Source organism: Kribbella sp. NPDC051620 (genome assembly GCF_044453825.1).
GTDB lineage: Bacteria > Actinomycetota > Actinomycetes > Propionibacteriales > Kribbellaceae > Kribbella.
Genome location: NZ_JBITDB010000001.1, coordinates 585,597 through 606,101 on the forward strand (window position 1 = coordinate 585,597; position 20,505 = coordinate 606,101).

General features: G+C 68.9%; 21 protein-coding genes. 18 read left to right on the forward strand and 3 right to left on the reverse strand.

What is annotated here, in order from left to right; all coding sequences use genetic code 11:
• The first annotated feature begins 112 nt into the window (after positions 1 to 112).
• From ACIA12_RS02595 to ACIA12_RS02615, 5 genes are all read left to right on the forward strand, one after another.
• A complete protein-coding gene (locus ACIA12_RS02595; protein ID WP_396365041.1) occupies positions 113 to 811 on the forward strand; it encodes a response regulator transcription factor in 699 nt (232 codons plus the stop codon).
• Positions 808 to 1,968: a sensor histidine kinase gene (locus tag ACIA12_RS02600; RefSeq protein WP_396365042.1), complete on the forward strand. Its 1,161-nt coding sequence runs from the start codon at positions 808 to 810 to the stop codon at positions 1,966 to 1,968. Before ACIA12_RS02595 ends, ACIA12_RS02600 begins: the two co-directional genes overlap by 4 nt.
• Before the next feature lie 461 nt (positions 1,969 to 2,429).
• Entirely contained in the window at positions 2,430 to 4,487 is a 2,058-nt protein-coding gene (locus ACIA12_RS02605) for an MMPL family transporter (RefSeq protein ID WP_396365043.1), read from the forward strand.
• 3 nt (positions 4,488 to 4,490) lie between these two features.
• Entirely contained in the window at positions 4,491 to 5,636 is a 1,146-nt protein-coding gene (locus ACIA12_RS02610; RefSeq protein WP_396365044.1) for a sensor histidine kinase, read from the forward strand.
• The gene (locus tag ACIA12_RS02615) at positions 5,633 to 6,310 is read left to right on the forward strand and encodes a response regulator (protein WP_396365045.1); all 678 of its coding nucleotides are present in this window, start codon (positions 5,633 to 5,635) and stop codon (positions 6,308 to 6,310) included. Before ACIA12_RS02610 ends, ACIA12_RS02615 begins: the two co-directional genes overlap by 4 nt.
• Here the strand turns inward: ACIA12_RS02615 and ACIA12_RS02620 are convergent.
• Together ACIA12_RS02620 and ACIA12_RS02625 are read right to left on the reverse strand one after the other, a co-directional pair.
• The gene (locus ACIA12_RS02620; RefSeq protein ID WP_396365046.1) at positions 6,307 to 7,326 is read right to left on the reverse strand and encodes an NAD-dependent epimerase/dehydratase family protein; all 1,020 of its coding nucleotides are present in this window, start codon (positions 7,324 to 7,326) and stop codon (positions 6,307 to 6,309) included. The two genes, ACIA12_RS02615 and ACIA12_RS02620, sit on opposite strands and share 4 nt — an antisense overlap.
• Positions 7,323 to 8,114, reverse strand: coding sequence for an S-methyl-5'-thioadenosine phosphorylase (locus ACIA12_RS02625; protein WP_396365047.1), 792 nt, complete (start codon positions 8,112 to 8,114; stop codon positions 7,323 to 7,325). Before ACIA12_RS02625 ends, ACIA12_RS02620 begins: the two co-directional genes overlap by 4 nt.
• 108 nt (positions 8,115 to 8,222) lie before the next feature.
• On the opposite strand from ACIA12_RS02625, the gene ACIA12_RS02630 reads away from it, so the two are divergent.
• Positions 8,223 to 8,708: a hypothetical protein gene (locus ACIA12_RS02630; protein ID WP_396365048.1), complete on the forward strand. Its 486-nt coding sequence runs from the start codon at positions 8,223 to 8,225 to the stop codon at positions 8,706 to 8,708.
• On the forward strand, positions 8,708 to 9,697 hold the full coding sequence (locus ACIA12_RS02635; RefSeq protein ID WP_396365049.1) for a sigma-70 family RNA polymerase sigma factor: 990 nt from the start codon (positions 8,708 to 8,710) through the stop codon (positions 9,695 to 9,697). Before ACIA12_RS02630 ends, ACIA12_RS02635 begins: the two co-directional genes overlap by 1 nt.
• On the opposite strand, the gene ACIA12_RS02640 is transcribed toward ACIA12_RS02635, so the two are convergent.
• The gene (locus tag ACIA12_RS02640) at positions 9,679 to 11,331 is read right to left on the reverse strand and encodes a bifunctional 3'-5' exonuclease/DNA polymerase (protein WP_396365050.1); all 1,653 of its coding nucleotides are present in this window, start codon (positions 11,329 to 11,331) and stop codon (positions 9,679 to 9,681) included. The two genes, ACIA12_RS02635 and ACIA12_RS02640, sit on opposite strands and share 19 nt — an antisense overlap.
• Before the next feature lie 66 nt (positions 11,332 to 11,397).
• Between ACIA12_RS02640 and ACIA12_RS02645 the strand changes: the two genes are divergently transcribed.
• The 11 genes from ACIA12_RS02645 to yajC all read left to right on the forward strand — a co-directional run bounded on the left by ACIA12_RS02645 (position 11,398) and on the right by yajC (position 20,423).
• Positions 11,398 to 12,753, forward strand: a complete 1,356-nt coding sequence (locus ACIA12_RS02645; RefSeq protein ID WP_396365051.1) for a PLP-dependent aminotransferase family protein — start codon at positions 11,398 to 11,400, stop codon at positions 12,751 to 12,753.
• Positions 12,754 to 12,828: 75 nt separating this feature from the next.
• The gene (gene pdxS / locus ACIA12_RS02650; protein WP_396365052.1) at positions 12,829 to 13,731 is read left to right on the forward strand and encodes a pyridoxal 5'-phosphate synthase lyase subunit PdxS; all 903 of its coding nucleotides are present in this window, start codon (positions 12,829 to 12,831) and stop codon (positions 13,729 to 13,731) included.
• 9 nt (positions 13,732 to 13,740) lie between these two features.
• Positions 13,741 to 14,301, forward strand: a complete 561-nt coding sequence (locus ACIA12_RS02655; protein ID WP_396365053.1) for a DUF6891 domain-containing protein — start codon at positions 13,741 to 13,743, stop codon at positions 14,299 to 14,301.
• Entirely contained in the window at positions 14,298 to 14,891 is a 594-nt protein-coding gene (gene pdxT, locus ACIA12_RS02660; RefSeq protein ID WP_396365054.1) for a pyridoxal 5'-phosphate synthase glutaminase subunit PdxT, read from the forward strand. The genes ACIA12_RS02655 and pdxT overlap by 4 nt, the downstream gene beginning before the upstream one ends.
• Positions 14,892 to 14,925: 34 nt before the next feature.
• The gene (locus tag ACIA12_RS02665) at positions 14,926 to 15,687 is read left to right on the forward strand and encodes a YebC/PmpR family DNA-binding transcriptional regulator (protein WP_396365055.1); all 762 of its coding nucleotides are present in this window, start codon (positions 14,926 to 14,928) and stop codon (positions 15,685 to 15,687) included.
• A gap of 33 nt (positions 15,688 to 15,720) precedes the next feature.
• Positions 15,721 to 16,182 carry a hotdog fold domain-containing protein gene (locus ACIA12_RS02670; RefSeq protein ID WP_396365056.1) on the forward strand — a complete coding sequence of 154 codons (462 nt, stop codon included), beginning with the start codon at positions 15,721 to 15,723 and terminating at the stop codon, positions 16,180 to 16,182.
• Positions 16,183 to 16,222: 40 nt separating this feature from the next.
• The gene (gene eis / locus ACIA12_RS02675) at positions 16,223 to 17,392 is read left to right on the forward strand and encodes an enhanced intracellular survival protein Eis (protein WP_396365057.1); all 1,170 of its coding nucleotides are present in this window, start codon (positions 16,223 to 16,225) and stop codon (positions 17,390 to 17,392) included.
• 109 nt (positions 17,393 to 17,501) lie between these two features.
• Positions 17,502 to 18,098, forward strand: coding sequence for a crossover junction endodeoxyribonuclease RuvC (gene ruvC / locus ACIA12_RS02680; protein ID WP_343966041.1), 597 nt, complete (start codon positions 17,502 to 17,504; stop codon positions 18,096 to 18,098).
• A gap of 16 nt (positions 18,099 to 18,114) precedes the next feature.
• Positions 18,115 to 18,717 carry a Holliday junction branch migration protein RuvA gene (gene ruvA / locus ACIA12_RS02685; RefSeq protein ID WP_396365058.1) on the forward strand — a complete coding sequence of 201 codons (603 nt, stop codon included), beginning with the start codon at positions 18,115 to 18,117 and terminating at the stop codon, positions 18,715 to 18,717.
• Positions 18,718 to 18,723: 6 nt separating this feature from the next.
• Positions 18,724 to 19,776 (forward strand): Holliday junction branch migration DNA helicase RuvB, encoded by a 1,053-nt coding sequence (ruvB, locus tag ACIA12_RS02690; protein ID WP_396365059.1) that lies wholly within the window; start codon positions 18,724 to 18,726, stop codon positions 19,774 to 19,776.
• A 197-nt stretch (positions 19,777 to 19,973) separates the two neighbouring features.
• Positions 19,974 to 20,423, forward strand: coding sequence for a preprotein translocase subunit YajC (gene yajC, locus ACIA12_RS02695; protein ID WP_396365060.1), 450 nt, complete (start codon positions 19,974 to 19,976; stop codon positions 20,421 to 20,423).
• Positions 20,424 to 20,505 lie beyond the last annotated feature (82 nt).

Sequence of the window (20,505 nt, forward strand, 5' to 3'; positions counted from 1 at the left end):
TAGGGAGCATCGGCGGGTTTCAGGAGCCACTAGCGGATACCGCTCGCTTACGTCCCACTCCGCAGCGGGCCAGGTGGCGCTTTCGGCCGGACGGACGCTCTACGCTCGACCAGTGGCTACTCGTGTGCTCGTGGTGGACGACGACCCGACCGTGTCGAACGTCGTCTCGGCGTACCTGACCAAGGCCGGGTACGACGCCCGCGTGGTCGCCGATGGCGTGATGGCGGTCGAGGTGTGGCAGCAGTGGAAGCCGTCGGTCGTCGTACTGGACGTGATGCTGCCCGGACTGTCGGGGCTGGAGGTACTGCGCCGGATGCGCGCCGCCGACGACGGTGCCGCGGTGATCATGCTGTCGGCCCGCGGTGAGGAAGAGGACCGCCTGGTCGGGCTGGAGTTCGGCGCGGACGATTACGTGGTCAAGCCGTTCAGCCCGCGCGAGCTGACGCTGCGGGTGCAGGCGATGCTGCGGCGGGAGGAACGGCTGGCCGGGCTCGACCTGACGCCGACCAAGCTCCGCGCCGGGCCGATCGCGGTCGACACCGCTGCCCGGATCGCCACGCTTGATGGTGCCGCGTTGTCGTTGACGCATCGCGAGTTCGATCTGCTGGCGTTCCTGGTGTCGCATCCGGGCAAGGCGTATACGAAGGCGGAGCTGTTGCGGCGGGTGTGGGGCTGGGACTTCGGCGATTCGTCGACGGTGACCGTGCACGTCCGCCGGCTGCGGGAGAAGATCGAGGTCGATCCGTCGGACCCGCAGCTGGTGCTGACCGTTCCCCGGACGGGATACCGGTTCGCGGGTGAGGCCGAATGAACCGCGACCAGTTCACGATCCTCGCGCTCACCGCCGGCTGGACGCTGATCGTCGCCCTGCTCGGTGCGGCGGTGCTGTGGCGGTTCCGGCGCAAGTCGCTGCGGATCACGATCATCGTCGCCGGCCTGGTACCGATGCTGGGCGCTCTTGCCGCGGTGACGCAGAGCGTGCAGGCGATGTTCATCTCGGCTCACGACTCGCTGGTGGTGCTGTGGACGCTGGCGTTCTCCGGGTTGCTGGGGCTGGCGATGTCGGTACTGCTCGGGCACTGGATCAGCACCGGCTCGCGTGATGTCGGACGACGGCTGCGGCATCTCGGTACGTCGTACGAGCCGGTCGAAGGCAGCGCGAACGTGCCCGCCGAGCTGGCGGCGATCACCGACGAGCTGGAGATGACCCGGAAGAAGCTGGCCGCGTCGAACGAGCGCGAGCGAGCGCTGGAGGCCAGCCGGCGCGAGTTGGTCGCCTTCATGTCCCACGATCTCCGTACTCCGCTCGCCGGGCTGCGGGCGGTCTCGGAGGGGCTGGAGGACGGCGTCATCGAGGACGTACCGGGCGCTCTGCGGCAGATGCGCGCGACCGTCGACCGGATGACCGGCCTGGTGGACGACCTCTTCGAACTGTCCCGGTTGTCGGCCGCGCCACCGCCGCGTCGACGGTCTTCCGTGAGCCTGCGCGAACTGGCCGAGGACGTGGTGGGGGAGAGCTGCGAACATGCCCGTTCGGAGGGCGTGGCGCTGACGGTATCGACGCCGGCCGACGACGATCGGCTGGCGGTGCACGGCGACGCGGACGAACTGACGCGCGCGGTGACGAACCTGGTCGGCAACGCGATCCGCCACACCGAACCCGGCGGCACGGTCAAGGTGATGGTCGCCCGCGAGGACGACGGCCGCGTCCGGCTCGCCGTGACGGATGGCTGCGGCGGCATCCCCGACGAAGACCTCGACCGCGTCTTCGACATCGGCTGGCGAGGCGACGAACAACGCACCCCCGCCAACGGCCCGGCAACCAGCGCAAGCAACGGCGGCGGCGGCCTGGGCCTCGCCATCGCCCGAGGCGTGGTCGAATCCCACGACGGCCAGATAGCAGTAACCAACATCCCCGGCGGCTGCACCTTCAAAATAGAGCTCCCACCCGTAACCACCCCCAGCTAAATCCCCCACGCTGCCCGCTGCGCCCGCTCCTTCGTCGCGTGCTTCGCTGGCGCTCCCGCCCGCCCTGGTGCGCGGCCTCCTGCGTCGGCCGCTTGGTGAGAGCGGTGGCGCGCCCGGCGTTTGGGTGGTTGCCGTGTTGGCTGGTGACGGCGGGGCCGTCGCCGGGTGGGGCTGTGGTGGGTTGGTCCCCACACTGCCCGACGTTGGGTGGGTTGCCGGGTTGCCGGGTTGGCTGGTGATGCAGGCAGGGGAGCCATCGCCGGTGGGGCTGTGGGCGGGTTGCCGGGTTGGCTGGTGATGGCGGGGCCGTCGCCGGGTAGGGCCATGGATGGGTTGGTCCACGCTGCCGCAGGACGCGGTAGCTGTCCACCACGGGAGTACTGCGGACTGTCCACTGTGGGCGGACGAATCGCCTGACCTGCTGGGCCAGTGTTTGAGGTCCAAAGACAGGGGAGGTTCTCATGTTCACGTTGCAGGCTGGGCGGCGGGGTAAGTGGGGTGTGGTCGCGGTCTGGGTGTTGTTGCTGGTGGCGGTGTTTCCGTTGGTCGCGGGGCTGGGTGACGTGCAGAGTGACGACGTCACCGATCAGCTGCCGGGCAATGCGGAATCGACGCTCGTGCATCAGACCGAGGATCGTGTGCCGGGCTCCGAGGACGACGAGCTGATCGTCGTCTATCACCGGGACGGCGGTCTCGCCGACGGGGACAAGCAGGTGGTGGCGCGGCAGCATGCCGCGCTCGCCCGGGAGTTCAAGGTCGACATGCCGCCGGTCCCCTCCGAGGACGGCACGGCTCTCATGTATGCCGTCGGCCAGCCGGCGAGCGGGAACGACGCGGGTGTCGCCAAGTTCGTCGAACGGGTCCGGGCGCTTACCGCCGACCGGCCGAGTGGTCTGCGGGCCGAGGTGACCGGCCCGGCCGCGATCGACGCGGATGTCGACGCGGTGTTCGAGGGGATCGACACGACCCTGCTGCTCGTCACCGTCATCGTCGTCGCGGTCCTGCTGATCATCACCTACCGCAGCCCGTTCCTCTGGCTGGTGCCGCTGCTGAGCGTCGGGGCTGCCGCGTACCTGTCGATGGCGCTGGTCCGGGTCATCGCCGGTGCGCTGGACCTGACGGTGAGTACGCAGAGTTCCTCGATCATGATCGTGATGGTGTTCGGCGCCGGGACCGACTACGCGCTGCTGATCGTCGCGCGGTACCGCGAGCAACTGCGCCACCACCGTGATGTCCATGCCGCGATGCGCGCCGCGTTGAAGAGTGTGGGGCCGGCGATCCTCGCGTCGGGATCGACGGTCGCCCTCGGCCTGGGCTGTCTGGTCGTGGCCGACATGAACGACATCTCCGGGATCGGGGTGATCGGCGCGCTGGGCATCGTGGCGACTCTGGTGACCATGCTGACGCTGTTCCCCGCAGTACTGACGGCGCTGGGCCGCAAGGTCTTCTGGCCGCGTGTCCCTGCCCTGGCCAGTACTGCGCCTGCCGGCCGCGACTGGTGGCGGTGGGTGTTCGCCCGGCCGTTGCGGTCGGCCGGAGTTTCGGCGCTGGCGCTCGGGTTGCTGGGACTCGGTGTGCTCGGGCTCTCGACGGACCTGAGGGAGGCCGACTCGTTCACCAACACTCCGGAGTCGGTGACTGGATTCGCGACGCTTGATCGGGCCTACCCGGGCGAGGGTGGCCGGCCCTTCACAGTGGCGACTCCTACCGATCAGGTGGCGCAGGTACTCGCCGTGGCGCGTGCGACGGACAAGGTGGTGTCAGCGGAAACCGAGCGGGAGGGCAACGGCTGGTCGCTGGTCGAGGTCGTACCGGCGGCTCAGCCGGACAGCGATGCCGAAGCGGCCGTGATCAAGCGGCTGCGGGCCGATCTGCCGCCCGCGGCGCTGGTCGGTGGCGAAGGGGCGGAACGGGTCGACGTCCAGGAGGCGAGCGCCGCTGACACCAAACTGGTGATTCCCCTCGTACTCGCCGTGGTGCTACTGGTCCTGTTCCTGCTGCTCCGATCCTTGGTCGCCTCGCTGCTCGTCGTGGCCGCGGTTGTGCTCTCATGGCTCGCCGCACTTGGACTTGGCTCGCTGGTGTTCGAGCATGTGCTCGGGTTCGGCGGCGTGGAGCCGACGCTGCCGGTGCTGGTGTTCGTGTTCCTGGTGGCGTTCGGCGTCGACTATGCGATCTTCCTGGTCGCCCGGATCGCCGAGGACCGCAAAGAGCTCGGTACCACGGTCGCCACCCGGCAGGCGGTGCGGGCCACCGCGCCGGTGATCGCGTCGGCCGGATTGGTGCTGGCGGCAACCTTTGGAGTGCTGGCGTCGCTGCCGTTCGTGCCGATGGTGGAGATGGGTGTGGTGGTCGCCGTCGGGGTTCTGCTGCAGACTCTGCTGGTAGCGCCTGCCTTGCTGGCGCCGATGATGGTGGGCCTGCGTCGATGGATCTGGTGGCCGAGCCGCTCCACGGACGACCCACAACCGGCAGCAGCACCGGACGAGTCGGTGCTGGTCGGCGAGAAACGGAGCTGAGCAATGGGGACGGTGGTCTTGGTGGGAGCGAGGCGGTGGGGGATCGGCAGGGGCGACCTGCTGCTGACTGCGGCGCTGCTGGTCCTGCCGCTGGCCGCCGTCCTCGCTCTGCCGCGGCAGTGGCTCGACGACGGCCCACTCGACGCTCTCGGCATCACTCTGCTCGTCCTGGCGACCATGCCGGTTCTCGTCAGGCGCCGTTACCCGATTCAGGCGCTGCTCTTCTGTGTAGCCGTCCAGATGGTCTACCACGCCCTGAACTACACGCACGAAATCATGCTCCCGGTGGCGGTGGTCCTCATCTACACGGTCTCCCTGACCACCTCCCGCGCCTCGACGCTGGCGATGGTCGCAATCAGCGTCGCCGGAGTCCTGGTGAGCGCGAGCGTCCCGCAAGACGAATCGATCGGCGCGGAGGTGATCAGCCCCCTTGGCTGGTTCGCGGTCGCCGCGGTCGGCGGCCAGGCGATGCGCCTGCACCGCGCCCTGCTCACGGAGACGAGCGAGCGCCGGGTCGCCGAGGAGCGGCTGCGGATCGCGCGCGACCTGCACGACGTCCTGGCCCACCACATCGTCGTGATCAACTCGCATGCCGGTGTGGCCGCTCATCTGCTCGACGAGCGCACCGACGATCCGACCCTCGCGCCGATCTCGCAGTCACTGCACACGGTGGCGGAGGCGAGCAGCGGAGTACTGGCCGAGCTGAGAACCACCCTCGACGTCCTCCGTGGCAACGAGGTCGACGTGGATCGGCACCCGACGCCGGACCTCGCCGGCCTGGCCCGGCTCGTGGCGGTCACCACAGCAGTCGGAGTACAGGTCGAGCTGCGAATCAGCGGCACCAGCCGGCCGCTGCCGGCAGCCGTCGAGATCACCCTCTACCGGATCGCACAGGAGGCCCTGACCAACGTGGTGAAGCACGCGCACGCCCGACAGGCACTGGTGCAGCTCGAGTACGACGCCGAGGAGGTTCGGCTCGAGGTCACCGATGACGGCCGGGGCAGGTCCGACAGCGGCAGCACGGCCGGCTATGGCATCGCGGGGATGTACGAGCGGGCGCAATCCGTCGGTGGTCAACTGGTCACTGGCGACGGCCGGTACGGCGGCTTCCGGGTCGCGGCGACCGTACCGACCCCGGGAGCGCGATGATCAGGGTGGTGCTGGCCGACGACCAGGAGCTGGTCCGGAGCGCTTTCGCGATGCTCGTCCGCTCCGCAGCGGACATGGAGGTCGTCGGTGAAGCCGCTGACGGCGACGAGGCGGTCGAGCTGGTCCGGTCGACCCGGGCGGACGTCGTCGTGATGGACATCCGGATGCCGGGGACGGACGGGATCACCGCCACCGGCACGATCGCGGCCGACGAGGATCTGAGCGGTGTACGGGTGCTGATCCTGACCACGTTCGAGAGCGACCACAACGTGGTCGCCGCGTTGCGTGCGGGAGCGAGCGGATTCCTGGTCAAGGACACCAAACCCGCGCACCTGCTCGCCGCCATCCGTACCGTGGCCGCCGGCGAGGCACTGTTGTCGCCGGGTGCGACCCAGGCACTGATCGAAAGAGTGCTGAGGCAACCCGATCCGGCCGGCCCGGCACCCGGCGCACTGGCCGCCCTGACCAGGCGGGAACGCGAGGTGCTGACGCTGATCGGCCGCGGCCTGAGCAACGGCGAACTGGCCGAACAACTGGTGATCAGTCCGCTGACCGCGAAGACCTACGTGAGCCGGTTGCTGACCAAGCTGGACGCCCGCGACCGGGCCCAACTGGTGATCGCCGCTTACGAATCCGGTCTGGTCCGCACCTCCAACCAAGGAGACCCAGCTTAGGATCCGATGAGATCCGTGATGCCGCTCCGCAGGTCGTAGTCGGGTTTCCACTGCAGCTCGTCTCGCAGACGCTTCGATGACGCGATGATGTGGCGGACGTCGCCGAGCCGGTAGGCGCCGGTGACCACCGGTGGGGGGCCGCCGTACGCGCGCGCCAACTCAGCCGCCAGGTCGCCAATCGTGCGTACGGTGCCGCTACCCACGTTGTAGGCGACGAACGGCGCAGGCGCGGGGGAGTTGACGGCCGCGACCACCGCGGAGGCGATGTCGGCGACGTGGATGAAGTCGCGGCGCTGCCCGCCGTCTTCGAAGACGCGTGGAGCCTCGCCGCGTTCCAGCATGGAGCGGAAGATGGCGGCGACTCCGGCGTAGGGCGTGTTGCGCGGCATCCCCGGACCGTAGACGTTGTGGAAGCGAAGCGCCGTCGCCTGGCCGCCGGTTTCGCGGGACCAGGTGGCGGCCAGATGCTCGCCATGGAGCTTGGTGGCGGCGTAGGTGTTGCGGGGATCGGCGGGAGCGTCCTCGCTCACCAGCCCCGGCCGCAGAGGTTCGGAGCAGATCGGGCACGGCGGTTCGAACTGGCCGGACTCGAGGTCCTCGACCCGGCGCGGCCCAGGAGCGACAGCGCCATGGCGGTCGCAGTCGTAGTGGCCCTCGCCGTAGACCACCATCGAGCTGGCATAGACGAGCCGCTGCACGTGGTGCTGCCCGAGAGCGCGCAGCAGTACGGCGGTACCGAGGCTGTTCGTACTGACGTAGTCGTCCATGTCGTCGAGGTCGACGCCGAGGCCGACCTTCGCCGCGAGATGTACGACCGCATCCACGCCCTGCAACGCCTTGGAGACCACCGAGGCGTCGCGGATGTCCCCGACGATCAGCCCGTCGACAGAAGGCGGCGAAGCATGTACGTCCGGGCGTAGCGAGTCGAGAACGCGCACCGAGTGACCGTCGGCGAGCAGTTGCGCGTGGACGTGCCGGCCGATGAAGCCGGCGCCGCCCGTCAGCAGAATCCTCACCAGAGGTCCTCTCCGGCCGTACCGTCCAGGGCGTGCCGGCAGGTGCAATCCTCGTCGGGCTTGGGCAGTTGCCCGATCACCTCGGTGAGCAACCCCTTCAACCGCTCGATGCTCCGGCCGAAGACCTCGAACACCTCCGCCTGGGTCACCCCTCCACCCACCGAAACTCCCGCGTCGTGATCGGTGACGACAGCAACCGACGTGTAGCAGAGCGCCAGCTCGCGGGCGATCGAAGCCTCCGGAGCGCCGGTCATCCCGACCACCGACCACCCCTGCGCCGCATGCCACTGCGATTCCGCCCGGGTCGAGAACCGCGGCCCGTTGATCACCACCATGGTGCCCTCGGCAACCACAGATCCGTTGCCTGCGGCAATCACCGCGGCACGCCCGGCCGGACAGTACGGATCAGCCACCGACACGTGCACAACCGGCCCGGTACCGTCGTAAACGGTGTGTTCCCGCCCCCAGGTCCGATCGACGAACTGGTCAGGTACCAGCAAAGTCCCCGGCGTCAGGGACTCGCGCAGCGAGCCGACAGCGCAGGGCGCCAGGACCTGCCGGACACCGAGCTGACGCAGGGCCCACAGATTCGCGCGGTAGTTGACTCGATGAGCCGGGAAGCGATGGTCCCCGCCATGTCGCGGTATGAACGCGACCTCCCGCCCGCCGGCAACCCCGACCACAGGCATCTCGCTGGGCGGCCCGAACGGCGTCGTCACCTCCACGGTCCGCGCCCCGGACAGGAACGAGTAGAAGCCAGACCCACCGATCACACCGATTTCCGCCATGTCTCGACCCTAGAATCCCGCGCCCCGGCAACTACCCGATCCGCCAGTACCGTCAGCGCTCCGTAATCGGCGGTGAGCAGGGCTTGGTTTTGATGGTCGAATGTCTTCGTGAAGGTCTCCGCGGTGCTGATCCTGGTGGGAGTCCTGCTGCTCCTGCTCGGCGGCTATTGCAGCTGGACGGCCGGCCGCCTCGACCGTCTCCACCACCGCGTCGCCACCGCCCGGGCCTCGCTCGAGACCGAACTGGCCCGCCGCTCCGCCCTGGTCGCCGAACTAGCCGGCAGCGGCGCACTGGACCCCGCCTCCTCCCTACTCTTGCTGGATGCAGCCCACCGAGCCCGTACTGCGACCAGCGACACCCGCGAGCGAGCCGAGTCGGCATTGACCCGCGCAATCGGAGCAACCGGCACAGACGTCGAGCCCTGGGCAACAGAGCTCGGTACTGCGGTACGCCGCGTCCAACTGGCCAGGCGATTCCACAACGACATCGTGGTGTCGACGCGTGAGCTCCGGAGCCGCCGCATCGTCACCTGGTTCCGCCTGGCCGGCCATGCCCCGATGCCGGTAACCATCGAGCTGGAAGACGGCAGCTGATGACCACCATCACCGAGGAGACCTTCGCCGAACAGGCCGAGCAGTTCCGGCACGAGCTGCGCGTGCACTGCTACCGCATGCTCGGCTCCTACGACGATGCCGAGGACATGGTCCAGGAAACCTTCCTCCGCGCCTGGCGCCGACGCAAAGACTTCGAAGGCCGCTCATCCTTCCGCGCCTGGCTCTACAAGATCGCCACCAACGCCTGCATCGACGACGTACGCCGCCCGCAACGCGTCCTGCCGCACCAGCTGGAACCCGCCTCCTGGCCGACCGGCGAAGCCATCGCTCGCACCGACCTCCCTTGGCTCCAGCCGTACCCCGACGTCCTCCTCGACCGAGCCGAAGAGCCCGACGCAGCCGTCGTACGACGCGAGACGATCGAGCTGGCCTTCCTGATCGCGATCCAGCACCTTCCTGCGCGGCAGCGCGCAGTACTGATCCTCAGAGACGTACTCGGCTGGTCCGCCAAGGAAACGGCCGACCTGCTCGACTCCACCGTCGCCTCGGTCAACAGCGCCCTCCAGCGAGCCCGGCCGGTACTACGTGAACACCTGCCGCCCCACCGCGCCGAATGGGCGCCCACAGGGGACCCATCAGCGGATGAGCAGGCCCTGCTCAGGAAGTACATGGACGCCTGGGAGCGAGCCGACTCGGCTGGGATCGCCCAGCTCATGCACGAGGACATCCGCATCACCATGCCGCCGTACCCGTTCTGGTTCGAAGGCCGCATCGATGCCCAGCGGATCATGGCCGCCAACCTCGACCCGGACGGCGACACCAACCGCGGCGACTGGCGCTTCCTGGTCATCAGCGTGAATCGGCAACCCGCCCTGGCCGCGTACCTCCGAGTGCCCGGCGACGATCTCTATCGCCCGTTCGGCATCGACGTCTTCCGGATCGAGGACGGCCTGATCGCGGAGATGACCGCCTTCGAGCTCACCGACTTCGAACGCCTCGCGCTACCTGGTCATTTCGCATCGGCATAGCACTCCACGATGGCGGTGGTGAAGGGGAAGCGGGTCGGCGTCTCACCGAAGGTGATCCGGCCCGCCAGGTCGCCCGCGGCCTGAATCGCGCAAGCCACCTGCTCGGCCTCGTCGGCCGGGCAATGCACGATCACCTCGTCGTGCTGGAAGAAGACCAGCTCGGCCTTGAGCTCGGTGATGGATTGCCGCAGCGCGGCCATCATCAACAACGCCCAGTCGGCGGCCGAACCCTGGACAACGAAGTTCCGCGTGAACCGCCCACGAGCCCGAGCATGCCGCGCGTCGGTCTGCCGCTCCTCCGACGGCCCCTCCAGCATCGCCTCGTCGATCGGCGACCCCGACGGCGGACAGGTCCGCCCGAGCCAGGTCCGCACCAGGCGACCCTCCTCGCCGGCCCGAGCCGCGTCGTCCACATAGGCGACCGCCTTCGGGAACCGCTTGCGCAGCATGGCGAGATTCTTCAGCCCGTCGCCCGAGGTCTGCCCGTAGATCGAGCCCAGCACCGCCAGCTTCGCCATCCCGCGGTCGCCCGAGAACGCCTTGTCCGAAACGGCTTTGTACAGATCGCCCGAGTTGCCCGCGACCTCCATCAGCCCGGGATCGCGCGAGATCGCGGCCAGCACCCGAGGCTCCAGCTGCGACGCATCGGCGACCACCAACCGCCATCCCGGATCGGCGACCACCGCCTTCCGGATCACCTTCGGGATCTGCAGCCCGCCGCCGCCGTTGGTCACCCACCGCCCGGACACCGTGCCACCCGGGATGAAGCCCGGCCGGAACCGGCCGTCATGCACCCAGTCACTCAGCCATGACCATCCGTTGGCCGTGTAGATCCGGTAGAGCGTCTTGTACTCGAGGATCGGCGCCACCGCCGGATGCTCGATCTGCTCCAGCTCCCACTTGCGAGTCGACGTGACCTGGAACCCAGCCTGCTTGAACGCCTTCAGCACATCGGCCGGCAGCTCCGGCCGCACTCGCCGCCCGAACGCCTCCGAGATCTGATCGGCCAGCTCGGTCAGCCGTCGCGGCTCCCCGCCTCCCGCGAACCGCTCGCCAAGCAGCTCGGTCAGCAGCGTCCGGTGCCGCTCCGCACTCCACGGCAGTCCGGCGCGATCCATCTCGGCGGCGACCAGCATCCCCGATGACTCCGAGGCGGTCAGCAGCCGCATCCGCTCCGGGTACTCCGCTTGCTGGTGCCGGCGAAGCTGCTCCGCGTAGACCCGCAGCAGCGCCTCGAACCCGATCGGCTCTTCCTGGATCTCGAACAGCGACGACTGCTCGCCGGGCGTCGTCGACCGCAACGGCGGATCAGCGGGCACCGGCTTCCCACTCAGCCGTGCCCAGGCCGCCGCCGCGGACCGCGGCTCACCCCATCGCCCCTCATGCCCGAGTAGCAGCAACTCGGCACTCTCGATGTCATAACACCGCTCAACCCGTACGCCGGCCGCCAGCAACCGCGGGTAGATCTCAGGCGACGACCGCCACACCCACCTGGTCACCTCCGGCCGGGACCCGACAGCCGCGGCCAGATCCGGCTCACGAAGTACCGGACCAGCAGGCTGCCCGTCGGGATGGAGGGCAACCAGCAGCGCCCCACCACCCTCGACCGGCGCGATCGCCCACCGCTCATCCATGCTCTGATCCTCACACCTGGCACGGACAAGAACGGTGAGTGATGCCAATCGTGTGACACTGGACTTATGTGGCGGGGGAGTGATCTGGATCCGGCGGACGGGACCAAGACCGAACAGGTCGAGGCCCTGGTACTGCGCCGGATCGAGCGAGGTGACCTGTCGATCGGGTCCCGCCTCCCTTCGGAGCGAGTACTCGCCGAGCGACTCGGCCTCAGCCGGGTGACCGTAGTGCGCGCACTCGACCAGCTCCGCGCGGACGGCGTACTGGAGACAAAGCGAGGCTCCGGTACGCACGTAAGGCCACTCGACCGCCTACTGGACCCCATTGCCCCCGCCTCGACCGTGTCGGCGGGCGACCAGCCACTGCTCGACCTCCGCTTCGCCACCACCGCCGCCCCGCACGACGTGGCCGAGGTAGCCGCGCAGATCATCGCCGAGGGTCTCCCGCAAGCCATGGGCGGCGATGGCCCACCCTCCGGCGGTTCACTGGACCTCCGTACCGCCCTCGCCGAACGCCTCACCCTCGAAGGCGTCCCCACCGAGCCAGGCCAACTGACCCTGACAGTAGGTGCCGCAGCCGGCCTCAACGCGGCCCTGGCCGGCCTGGACCTAGGACCAGGCATAGCGATCACCGAGTCGCCCACCTACCCAGCAGCCTTCGACCTGCTCCGTCGCCACCGCCTGGACGTGGTCGGCTGGCCCGCAGGCGTCTGGGACACCGACCAGCTCGCCCACCTCTGTAGGCGTCACAAGCCCAAGGTGATCTACCTCCAGGCGGACAACCACAATCCAACCGGCCTCAGCCTCCCAGCGGACCGGCGTACGGCCGTAGTGGAGATCGCCCGACGCTACGACGCCGCGCTGATCAGCGACGAGACCATGCGGCCGCTCTGGCTCGCCAGTGGAGAGCAGGCCGAGCCGCTGAGCCGATACCCGCGCACGGTCAGCGTCGGCTCGCTCAGCAAGACCGTGTGGGGCGGACTGCGGGTCGGCTGGGTCCGTACCGGCCGGCAACTCAGGCGCAGGATCAACACCTCGGCACAGCTCAGCGTGACGTCACCCAGCGCGCTGGACGACCTACTGGCACAGGCGATCCTCGGACGGCTGGACCGGGTGATCTCCCGGCGCAAGACCCGCCTCAGGTCCAACCTGGCGGCGCTGGAGACCGGGCTGAGGACACTCGACGGCGTGGCCTGGCCGACACCGACCGGTGGCATGACGCTGTGGCTCGAGCTCACCGAAGTACGGGCCAGAAAGGTGCTCGAAGCTGCGCGGGGGCAGGGCCTGCTGCTGGGCGCAGGGGATCTGTTCACGCCTGACGGGACCGATCGCAGGCACATCCGGATCCCGTTCACCGCCCCGCCCGCCACCCTGCGGCTTGTCGTCGCCCGATTGGGAGAGGCGCTTAAGCAGTCCAGTTGATTCAGAGTGGACTGAAGCTCAGCAGGCCAATCGTCCTACGCTGGACTCGTGCCAGACCGCGACCAGGAGGATGCAGTGACCGAGACCCAGAACACCCCGCAGACCGGTACCGCCAAGGTGAAGCGCGGGATGGCGGAGATGCTCAAGGGCGGCGTGATCATGGACGTCGTCACCGCCGAGCAGGCCAAGATCGCCGAGGACGCCGGCGCCGTCGCGGTGATGGCGCTCGAGCGGGTCCCGGCCGACATCCGGGCCCAGGGCGGCGTCTCCCGGATGAGCGACCCGGACATGATCGAATCCATCATCAACACCGTGTCGATCCCGGTGATGGCCAAGGCCCGGATCGGTCACTTCGTCGAGGCGCAGATCCTGCAGAGCCTCGGCGTCGACTACATCGACGAGTCCGAGGTGCTCACCCCGGCCGACTACGCCAACCACATCGACAAGTGGAACTTCACCGTTCCGTTCGTCTGCGGCGCGACCAACCTGGGCGAGGCGCTGCGCCGGATCACCGAGGGCGCGGCGATGATCCGCTCCAAGGGCGAGGCCGGCACCGGCGACGTGTCCAACGCGACCACCCACATGCGCCAGATCCGCCAGCAGCTCCGCCACCTGCAGAACCTGCCCGAGGACGAGCTGTTCGTCGCGGCCAAGGAGCTGCAGGCGCCGTACGAACTGGTCAAGGAGGTCGCCCAGGCGGGCAAGCTCCCGGTGGTCCTGTTCACCGCCGGTGGCATCGCCACCCCGGCCGACGCGGCCATGATGATGCAGCTGGGCGCCGAGGGCGTGTTCGTCGGCTCCGGCATCTTCAAGTCGGGCAACCCGGCCCAGCGCGCCGAGGCGATCGTGAAGGCCACCACCTTCTACGACGACCCGGACGTGCTCGCCAAGGTCTCCCGCGGCCTGGGCGAGGCCATGGTCGGCATCAACGTCGACGAGATCCCGCAGCCGCACCGGCTCGCCGAGCGCGGCTGGTAAGCAAGCCCGGTGACCGAGCAAGTAGTCGGTGAGCGGACCGCGCGCGAGTTGCGCGGTCTTGCTCGCGTCCTGGTCCGTTCCGGGTACGCCGACCGCTCCGCCATCACGGCTGCCCTGACGGAGGCCGTGCAGGAGGATGCGCCGACGGCTGACCCGGCAGTACTCGTGCCGGAGCTGGTCGACGAGGCAGTGGCCGCAGTGACTGCGGATGCGACCGAGTGGGCCGAGGAGACCGACCCGGACCGGCTGGACGCAGTACTGGCTGAGCTGGAGTCGCTAGGCGTCGTAGTGGTGCGCTACACCTCGGATCACCACGCAGCGCGCCAACAGCTGGAGGCAGCCGCCGAGCCGAAGGGGCTGGTCTTCTTCACGGACACCGACGTCTGGCACGCGGTGGACTTCAACATGCTCGAGCTGAAGGTCTGGCACCCCGACACGGCCAACGTCGCGCCGGGGGAGCCGTTGCTGGACGACGTACTGGCTCTGCTGCACGAGCGCGACCTACCGGCGGTCTTCGACGAGGGCCGGATCGAAGTGACCATCGACTGGCAACGGAGGGTTCAGCTGTGACAGTGATCGGCGTGTTCGCGCTGCAGGGCAACGTGCGTGAGCACCTGGCCATGCTGGCCCAGGTCGGCGTCGAGGCACGCCCGGTACGCCGGCCGTCCGAGCTCGCCGAGGTCGACGGGCTGGTGCTGCCCGGCGGCGAGTCGACCACGATGGACAAGCTGGCCCGGACCTTCGAGCTGTTCGAGCCGCTGCAGAAGCGGATCGCGGACGGCATGCCGACCTTCGGGACGTGCGCCGGGATGATCATGCTGGCCAACGAGATCACCGGCGGGATCGAGGGCCAGGAGACGCTCGGCGGACTGGACGTGACGGTCCGGCGGAACGCGTTCGGCCGGCAGGTCGACTCGTTCGAGGCGGATCTCGACTTCGCGGCCTTCGACGCGCCGTACCACGCGGTGTTCATCCGGGCACCCTGGGTGGAACGCGTCGGGCGCGATGTCGAAGTACTGTCGACGGTGAGGTCGGGCCCGGCCGCGGGTAGGATCGTCGCGGTTCGCCACGATCGGCTGCTGGCCACGTCGTTCCACCCCGAGATGACGGGTGACGCTCGGCTGCACGGCTACTTCGCCGATCTGGTGCGCGACCTCTAGGTCAGTTGCAGGCGGTAGAAGGGTTGGGTTCGCGATGTCAGGCCACTCCAAATGGGCCACCACCAAGCACAAGAAAGCGGTCATCGACTCGAGGCGCGCCAAGCTCTTCGCGAAGCTGATCAAGAACATCGAGGTGGCCGCCCGGACGGGCGGCGGTGATCTCGCGGGCAACCCGACCCTGTACGACGCGGTCCAGAAGGCGAAGAAGTCCTCGGTCCCCAATGACAACATCGACCGCGCGGTCAAGCGCGGCTCCGGCGCCGAGGCGGGTGGCGCGGAGTACCAGTCGATCACGTACGAGGGCTACGGGCCGAACGGCGTCGCGATGCTGATCGAGTGCCTGACCGACAACCGCAACCGCGCGGCCGCCGACGTCCGGACCGCGATGACCCGCAACGGCGGCTCGCTGGCCGATCCGGGCAGCGTCGCGTACCTGTTCAACCGCAAGGGCGTCATCGTGGTGAACAAGGAGCAGGACGGCAAGTCGTACTCCGAGGACGACGTGATGGAGGCCGTGCTCGAGGCCGGCGCCGACGAGGTCAACGACCTGGGCGAGTCCTTCGAGGTGATCTCCGAGCCCAGTGACCTGGTCAAGGTGCGGACCGCGCTGCAGGACGCCGGCATCGACTACGAGTCGGCCGACGCCTCCTTCGTCCCGTCGATGACGGTGGAGCTGGACGCCGAGGGCGCTGGCAAGATCTTCCGCCTGATCGACGCTCTCGAGGACAGCGACGACGTGCAGAACGTCTACGCCAACTTCGACGTCTCCGACGAGGTCATGGCCGAGGTCGGCTGACTTTTCGCCTTACCCGTGGGTAACATGTGCGGCATGGCCAACGACTTGCTGCGCACGTGGGAGAAGTTTCGTGGGGTTCCGGGCGGTACGCGGCTGTTCTCGCTGGCCTTCACGCTGAAGGCGCCGTACTTCCGCTCGGTTCGCCCGCGCTTCGTCCAGGTGAGCCCGAACTACGCCTCCCTGGTACTGCCGAAGCGCCGCGCCGTCCAGAACCACATCGGTACCGTGCATGCGATCGCTGTCTGCAACGGACTGGAGGCGGCCATGGGCGCCCTGGCCGAGGCGACCATCCCTTCCGGCAAGCGCTGGCTGCCAAAGGGGATGGAGGTCGCGTACCTCGCCAAGTCCACCTCGGACCTCACCTGCTCGGCCGAGACCGACCCGGACGCCTGGACGGCCGGCCCCGACGTCCCGGTCCAGGTCAAGGCCACCCGCGCCGACGGGACGGTCGTAGTACAGGGCACGATCAACCTCTGGGTCACGGACAAGAAATAAACCCGCGTACTCCGGGCTGCCCGCGTCGTAGGGTCTGACCGTGGCTGACGACTTGCGGTTGGTAGATGTCCAGACCGAGCACCTGGACGACGTACTGCGGGTGCGCTCACGCTCCTTCGGGCTGATGGACTCGGGGAGCCGCGACGAGTGGCTCTCGAACAACCAGGTGTTCATCGACGACCGGCGGATGCTCGGCGTGATGGATGGCGACGAGTTGGTCGCCTCAGCCCGGTACTGGCCGTTCGAGCAGTGGTGGGGCGGGCGCAAGGTGCGGATGGCCGGTGTCGCCGGGGTTGTCGTCGCACCGGAGTACCGAGGGCGTGGAGTCGGCAGCATGGTGATGCGGGGTGCTCTCGCCCGGGCTGTCGAGCAGGGGTATCCGCTGTCGGCGCTGTATCCGGCGACCACGGTGATCTATCGGCATCTGGGGTACGAGTTCGGTGGCGGCCGCTTCCGGTACACCTTCCCGGCCGCGGAGCTGCGTTCGCTGGGTGGCAAGGAGGTCAGCGTCCGCCGGGCCGGTCCTGCCGACGCCGGCCGCTTCCTGGAGCTGGCCGGGCAGCTGCACAGCAGCGGGCGGAGCAATGGGCCGCTGGTCTGGCCCGAGGCCAAGGTGGCCGAGTGGCTGGGGGAGGACAACAGCTTCTGCTACCTGGCCGAGGACGGGTTCGTCGTCTACGGCTGGCAGAACGGCAAACTGCGGGTGGAGGAACTGATTGCGGGCTCCGAGGCCACTGTACGCGCCCTGTGGTCGATCGTCGGCTCCGGATCCTCCATCTCGACCGACGTGGAGGCCTACATCTCACCGGACGACCCTGCGCACCTCCTGATCGCCATGGAGGCGGACAAGCACGCAGTGATCGAGCACTGGATGCTGCGGGTGCTTGATGCGCCGGCAGCCATCTCCGCTCGAGGCTTCGCGCCAGGTGCGTCCCTGGAGGTCGACCTGGAGCTCGACGACTCCGAGCTCAGCACCAACACCGGCCGCTGGCACCTCTCCGTCTCCGGGGGCTCCGGCTCCCTGACGCGGGTCGAGTCCACCGGTGACGCCCTGCGCCTCGGTTCCCGCGGCCTGACCGCCCTGTACGCCGGTACGCCACTGGCTTCCGTGCGCAAGGCCGGGCTGGCGTGGGGTGGCGCGGCCGCCGACGACGGGGCGATCGACACGGCCTTCTCGGGCTCGACGGCGTACATGCTCGACTACTTCTAAAGGTCGGCCGGGTCGAATTCGCGAGCTGTCCACAGGCTGCGGCGCGTCGATTTCGCCGCCTCCGGGCGGGGCGTCTAGGGTTGTCGAACAAACGTTCGGAGGTGATCCAGTGCGCGTGCTCGGTGTCGACCCGGGACTGACCCGGTGTGGTCTCGGTGTCGTCGAAGGCAGCCCTGGGCGGCCGCCGAAGATGATCGCGGTCGGGGTGATCCGGACGCCGGCCGATCTGGATGTCGCCAAGCGGCTGGTCCGGATCGAGGCCGAGCTGGAGGAGTGGATCGTCGAGCACCGGCCGGACGCGGTCGCGGTCGAGCGGGTGTTCGCGCAGCAGAACGTGCGGACGGTGATGGGCACGGCACAGGCGTCCGGGGTGGCGATGGTGGTCGCCGCGCGGCGTGGGCTGCCGGTGGCGCTGCACACGCCGAGCGAGGTGAAGGCGGCGGTCACCGGCTCGGGCCGGGCAGGCAAGGAGCAGGTGACCACGATGGTGACCCGCATCCTCAAGCTGGCCGAGCGCCCGACCCCGGCTGACGCCGCGGACGCCCTGGCACTTGCGATCTGCCACGTCTGGCGAGGCGGCGTGACGAGCCGCCTGGAAGAAGCAGCCGGCTCCCGCGCCAACCTCGAAGCCCTGGCCCAAGCCCAATCCCGCCTGCAAGTAGCAAGACTGCGCGCGGCAGTAGCGGCCCAGGAAGGCCGACGATGACTATCGGAGGGAAGCGATGATCGCGTTCGTGCGCGGCCCGGTGGCCGCGATCGGGCTGGACAGCTGTGTGATCGAGGTCGGGGGAGTCGGGCTGCAGCTCTACTGCCACCCGGGCACCTTGGCGACGCTGCGCCCCGGGCAGGAGTTCAAGCTCGCCACCTCGATGGTGGTGCGCGAGGACTCCCTGACCCTGTACGGCTTCTCGGACTCCGACGAGAAGGAGCTGTTCGAGCTGCTGCAGACCGCCTCAGGCGTCGGCCCCAAGCTCGCTCAGGCGGCCCTCGCAGTCCTGAGTCCCGACCAGCTCCGGCAAGCCGTGGCCGCCGAAGACCTCGCCATGCTGGTGAAGATCCCCGGCGTAGGCAAGAAGGTCGCCCAACGCCTCGTCCTGGAGCTCAAGGACAAGATCGGCGCCCCCTCACGAACGGTGACCGGCCGCCCCCTGGCGACGACAGAGGTCTGGCGCGAACAAGTACACGCCGGTCTGGTCGGCCTAGGCTGGTCCGCCCGCGACGCCGACGACGCCGTCATAGCGGTCTCACCCCTGGCGCAGGGCGAGACAGAACCCTCCGTCCCCGACCTCCTCCGCGCCGCCCTCCGCGCCCTCTCAAAGGCGTAAGGACAGATGGAGGAGAACGTTCGGCCGCTGGTGTCCGCGGATGCGATGGATATCGAGGAGCGGAAGATCGAGTCGGCGCTGCGGCCGCGCACGCTGGCTGAGTTCGGTGGGCAGCGGCGGGTCAGTGAGCAGCTGGAGTTGGTGCTGCATGCGGCTCGCGGCCGCAACCGCGCGCCCGACCACGTGTTGCTCTCCGGCCCGCCCGGGCTGGGCAAGACGACGCTGGCCATGATCATCGCCGCCGAGCTCTCCGCCCCGCTGCGGATCACCAGCGGCCCGGCGATCCAGCACGCCGGCGACCTGGCCGCGATCCTGTCCGGACTGAACGAGGGCGAGGTCCTGTTCCTCGACGAGATCCACCGGATGTCCCGCCCGGCCGAAGAGCTGCTGTACATGGCGATGGAGGACTTCCGGGTCGACGTGATCGTCGGCAAGGGCCCCGGCGCCACCGCGATCCCGCTGGAGATCCCGCCGTTCACCCTGGTCGGCGCGACCACCCGCGCCGGGCTCCTGCCCGGACCGCTGCGCGACAGGTTCGGCTTCACCGGGCACCTGGAGTTCTACGAGGCAGCCGAGCTGGAGAAGATCATCAACCGCTCGGCCGCGTTGCTGGACGTCGACATCACCAAGGAGGCGGCCGCCGAGATCGCCTCCCGCTCCCGCGGCACACCCCGGATCGCGAACCGGCTGCTCCGCCGGGTCCGCGACTACGCGGAGGTACGAGCCGACGGCATCATCACGATCGCGCTCTCGAAGGCCGCGCTGGAGCTGTACGAGGTGGACCGGATGGGCCTCGACCGGCTCGACCGGTCCGTCCTGGACGCGCTCTGCCGCCGTTTCGGCGGGGGGCCGGTCGGCCTTTCCACACTCGCGGTCGCGGTCGGTGAGGAGCGCGAAACGGTGGAGGAGGTCGCCGAGCCCTTCCTGGTCCGCTCCGGCTACCTGGCCCGTACTCCGCGCGGCCGCGTCGCCACCCCGGCCGCCTGGCGCCACCTCGGCCTGGCAGTGCCGAAAGGCGCGAGCTTCGCGGACACGCTTTTCGACGCCGAGGACGAGTAGCCGGGCACCATCCGGCCACCGCCGGCGTTGTACCGATGACGAGTAACTCAAACGTGACCCGCAGTCATGAGGTACTTGTTGCCGCCCACGCGTTAGACTCCCCGGTGGCCCGTACCCGGGCCATCCCGCAACGACCCTGCGCGCTTGAGCAGAGCGTGCGGGGCACCCGTACTCTCGACGAAGGATTCTGAGTCCCGATGGTATTGATCGCCGCACCGATGGCCTCCTCCGGCGGTGGGGGCATCACGCTCCTGCTCCCGCTGATCCTGATCGTCGGGATGATCTGGTTCATGAGCCGTACCCAGCGCAAGCAGAAGGCCAGGCAGGCCGAGACGGTCGCCGCGCTGCAGCCGGGTACCAAGGTGATCACCACCAGTGGCCAGGTCGGCATCGTCGAGGAAGTAGACGACGAGTACGTGACGCTGGAGATCTCCGACGGCGTGCTCGTCCAGTTCGTGAAGGCCGCGATCGGCCGGGTCATCCCGGAAGAGACCGAGGACGTGGCGGCGGACGAGCCGGCGGATGAGGCCGCCGGGGAGACCGCGACGGAGCCGGCCGACGTCAAGGAGTCCGTGGAGGTGCCGGACGCCGGCGCCGACAAGGTCCAGGACAAGGCCAAGCTGCCCCCTACGCACACCGAGAACTGATCCACCCCGTCCTATCGGCGTGCGGCGCACGGGCATCACGGTGATGCCCGGGCGCGCCCAGTAGCGCAAGGAAGAATTTGAC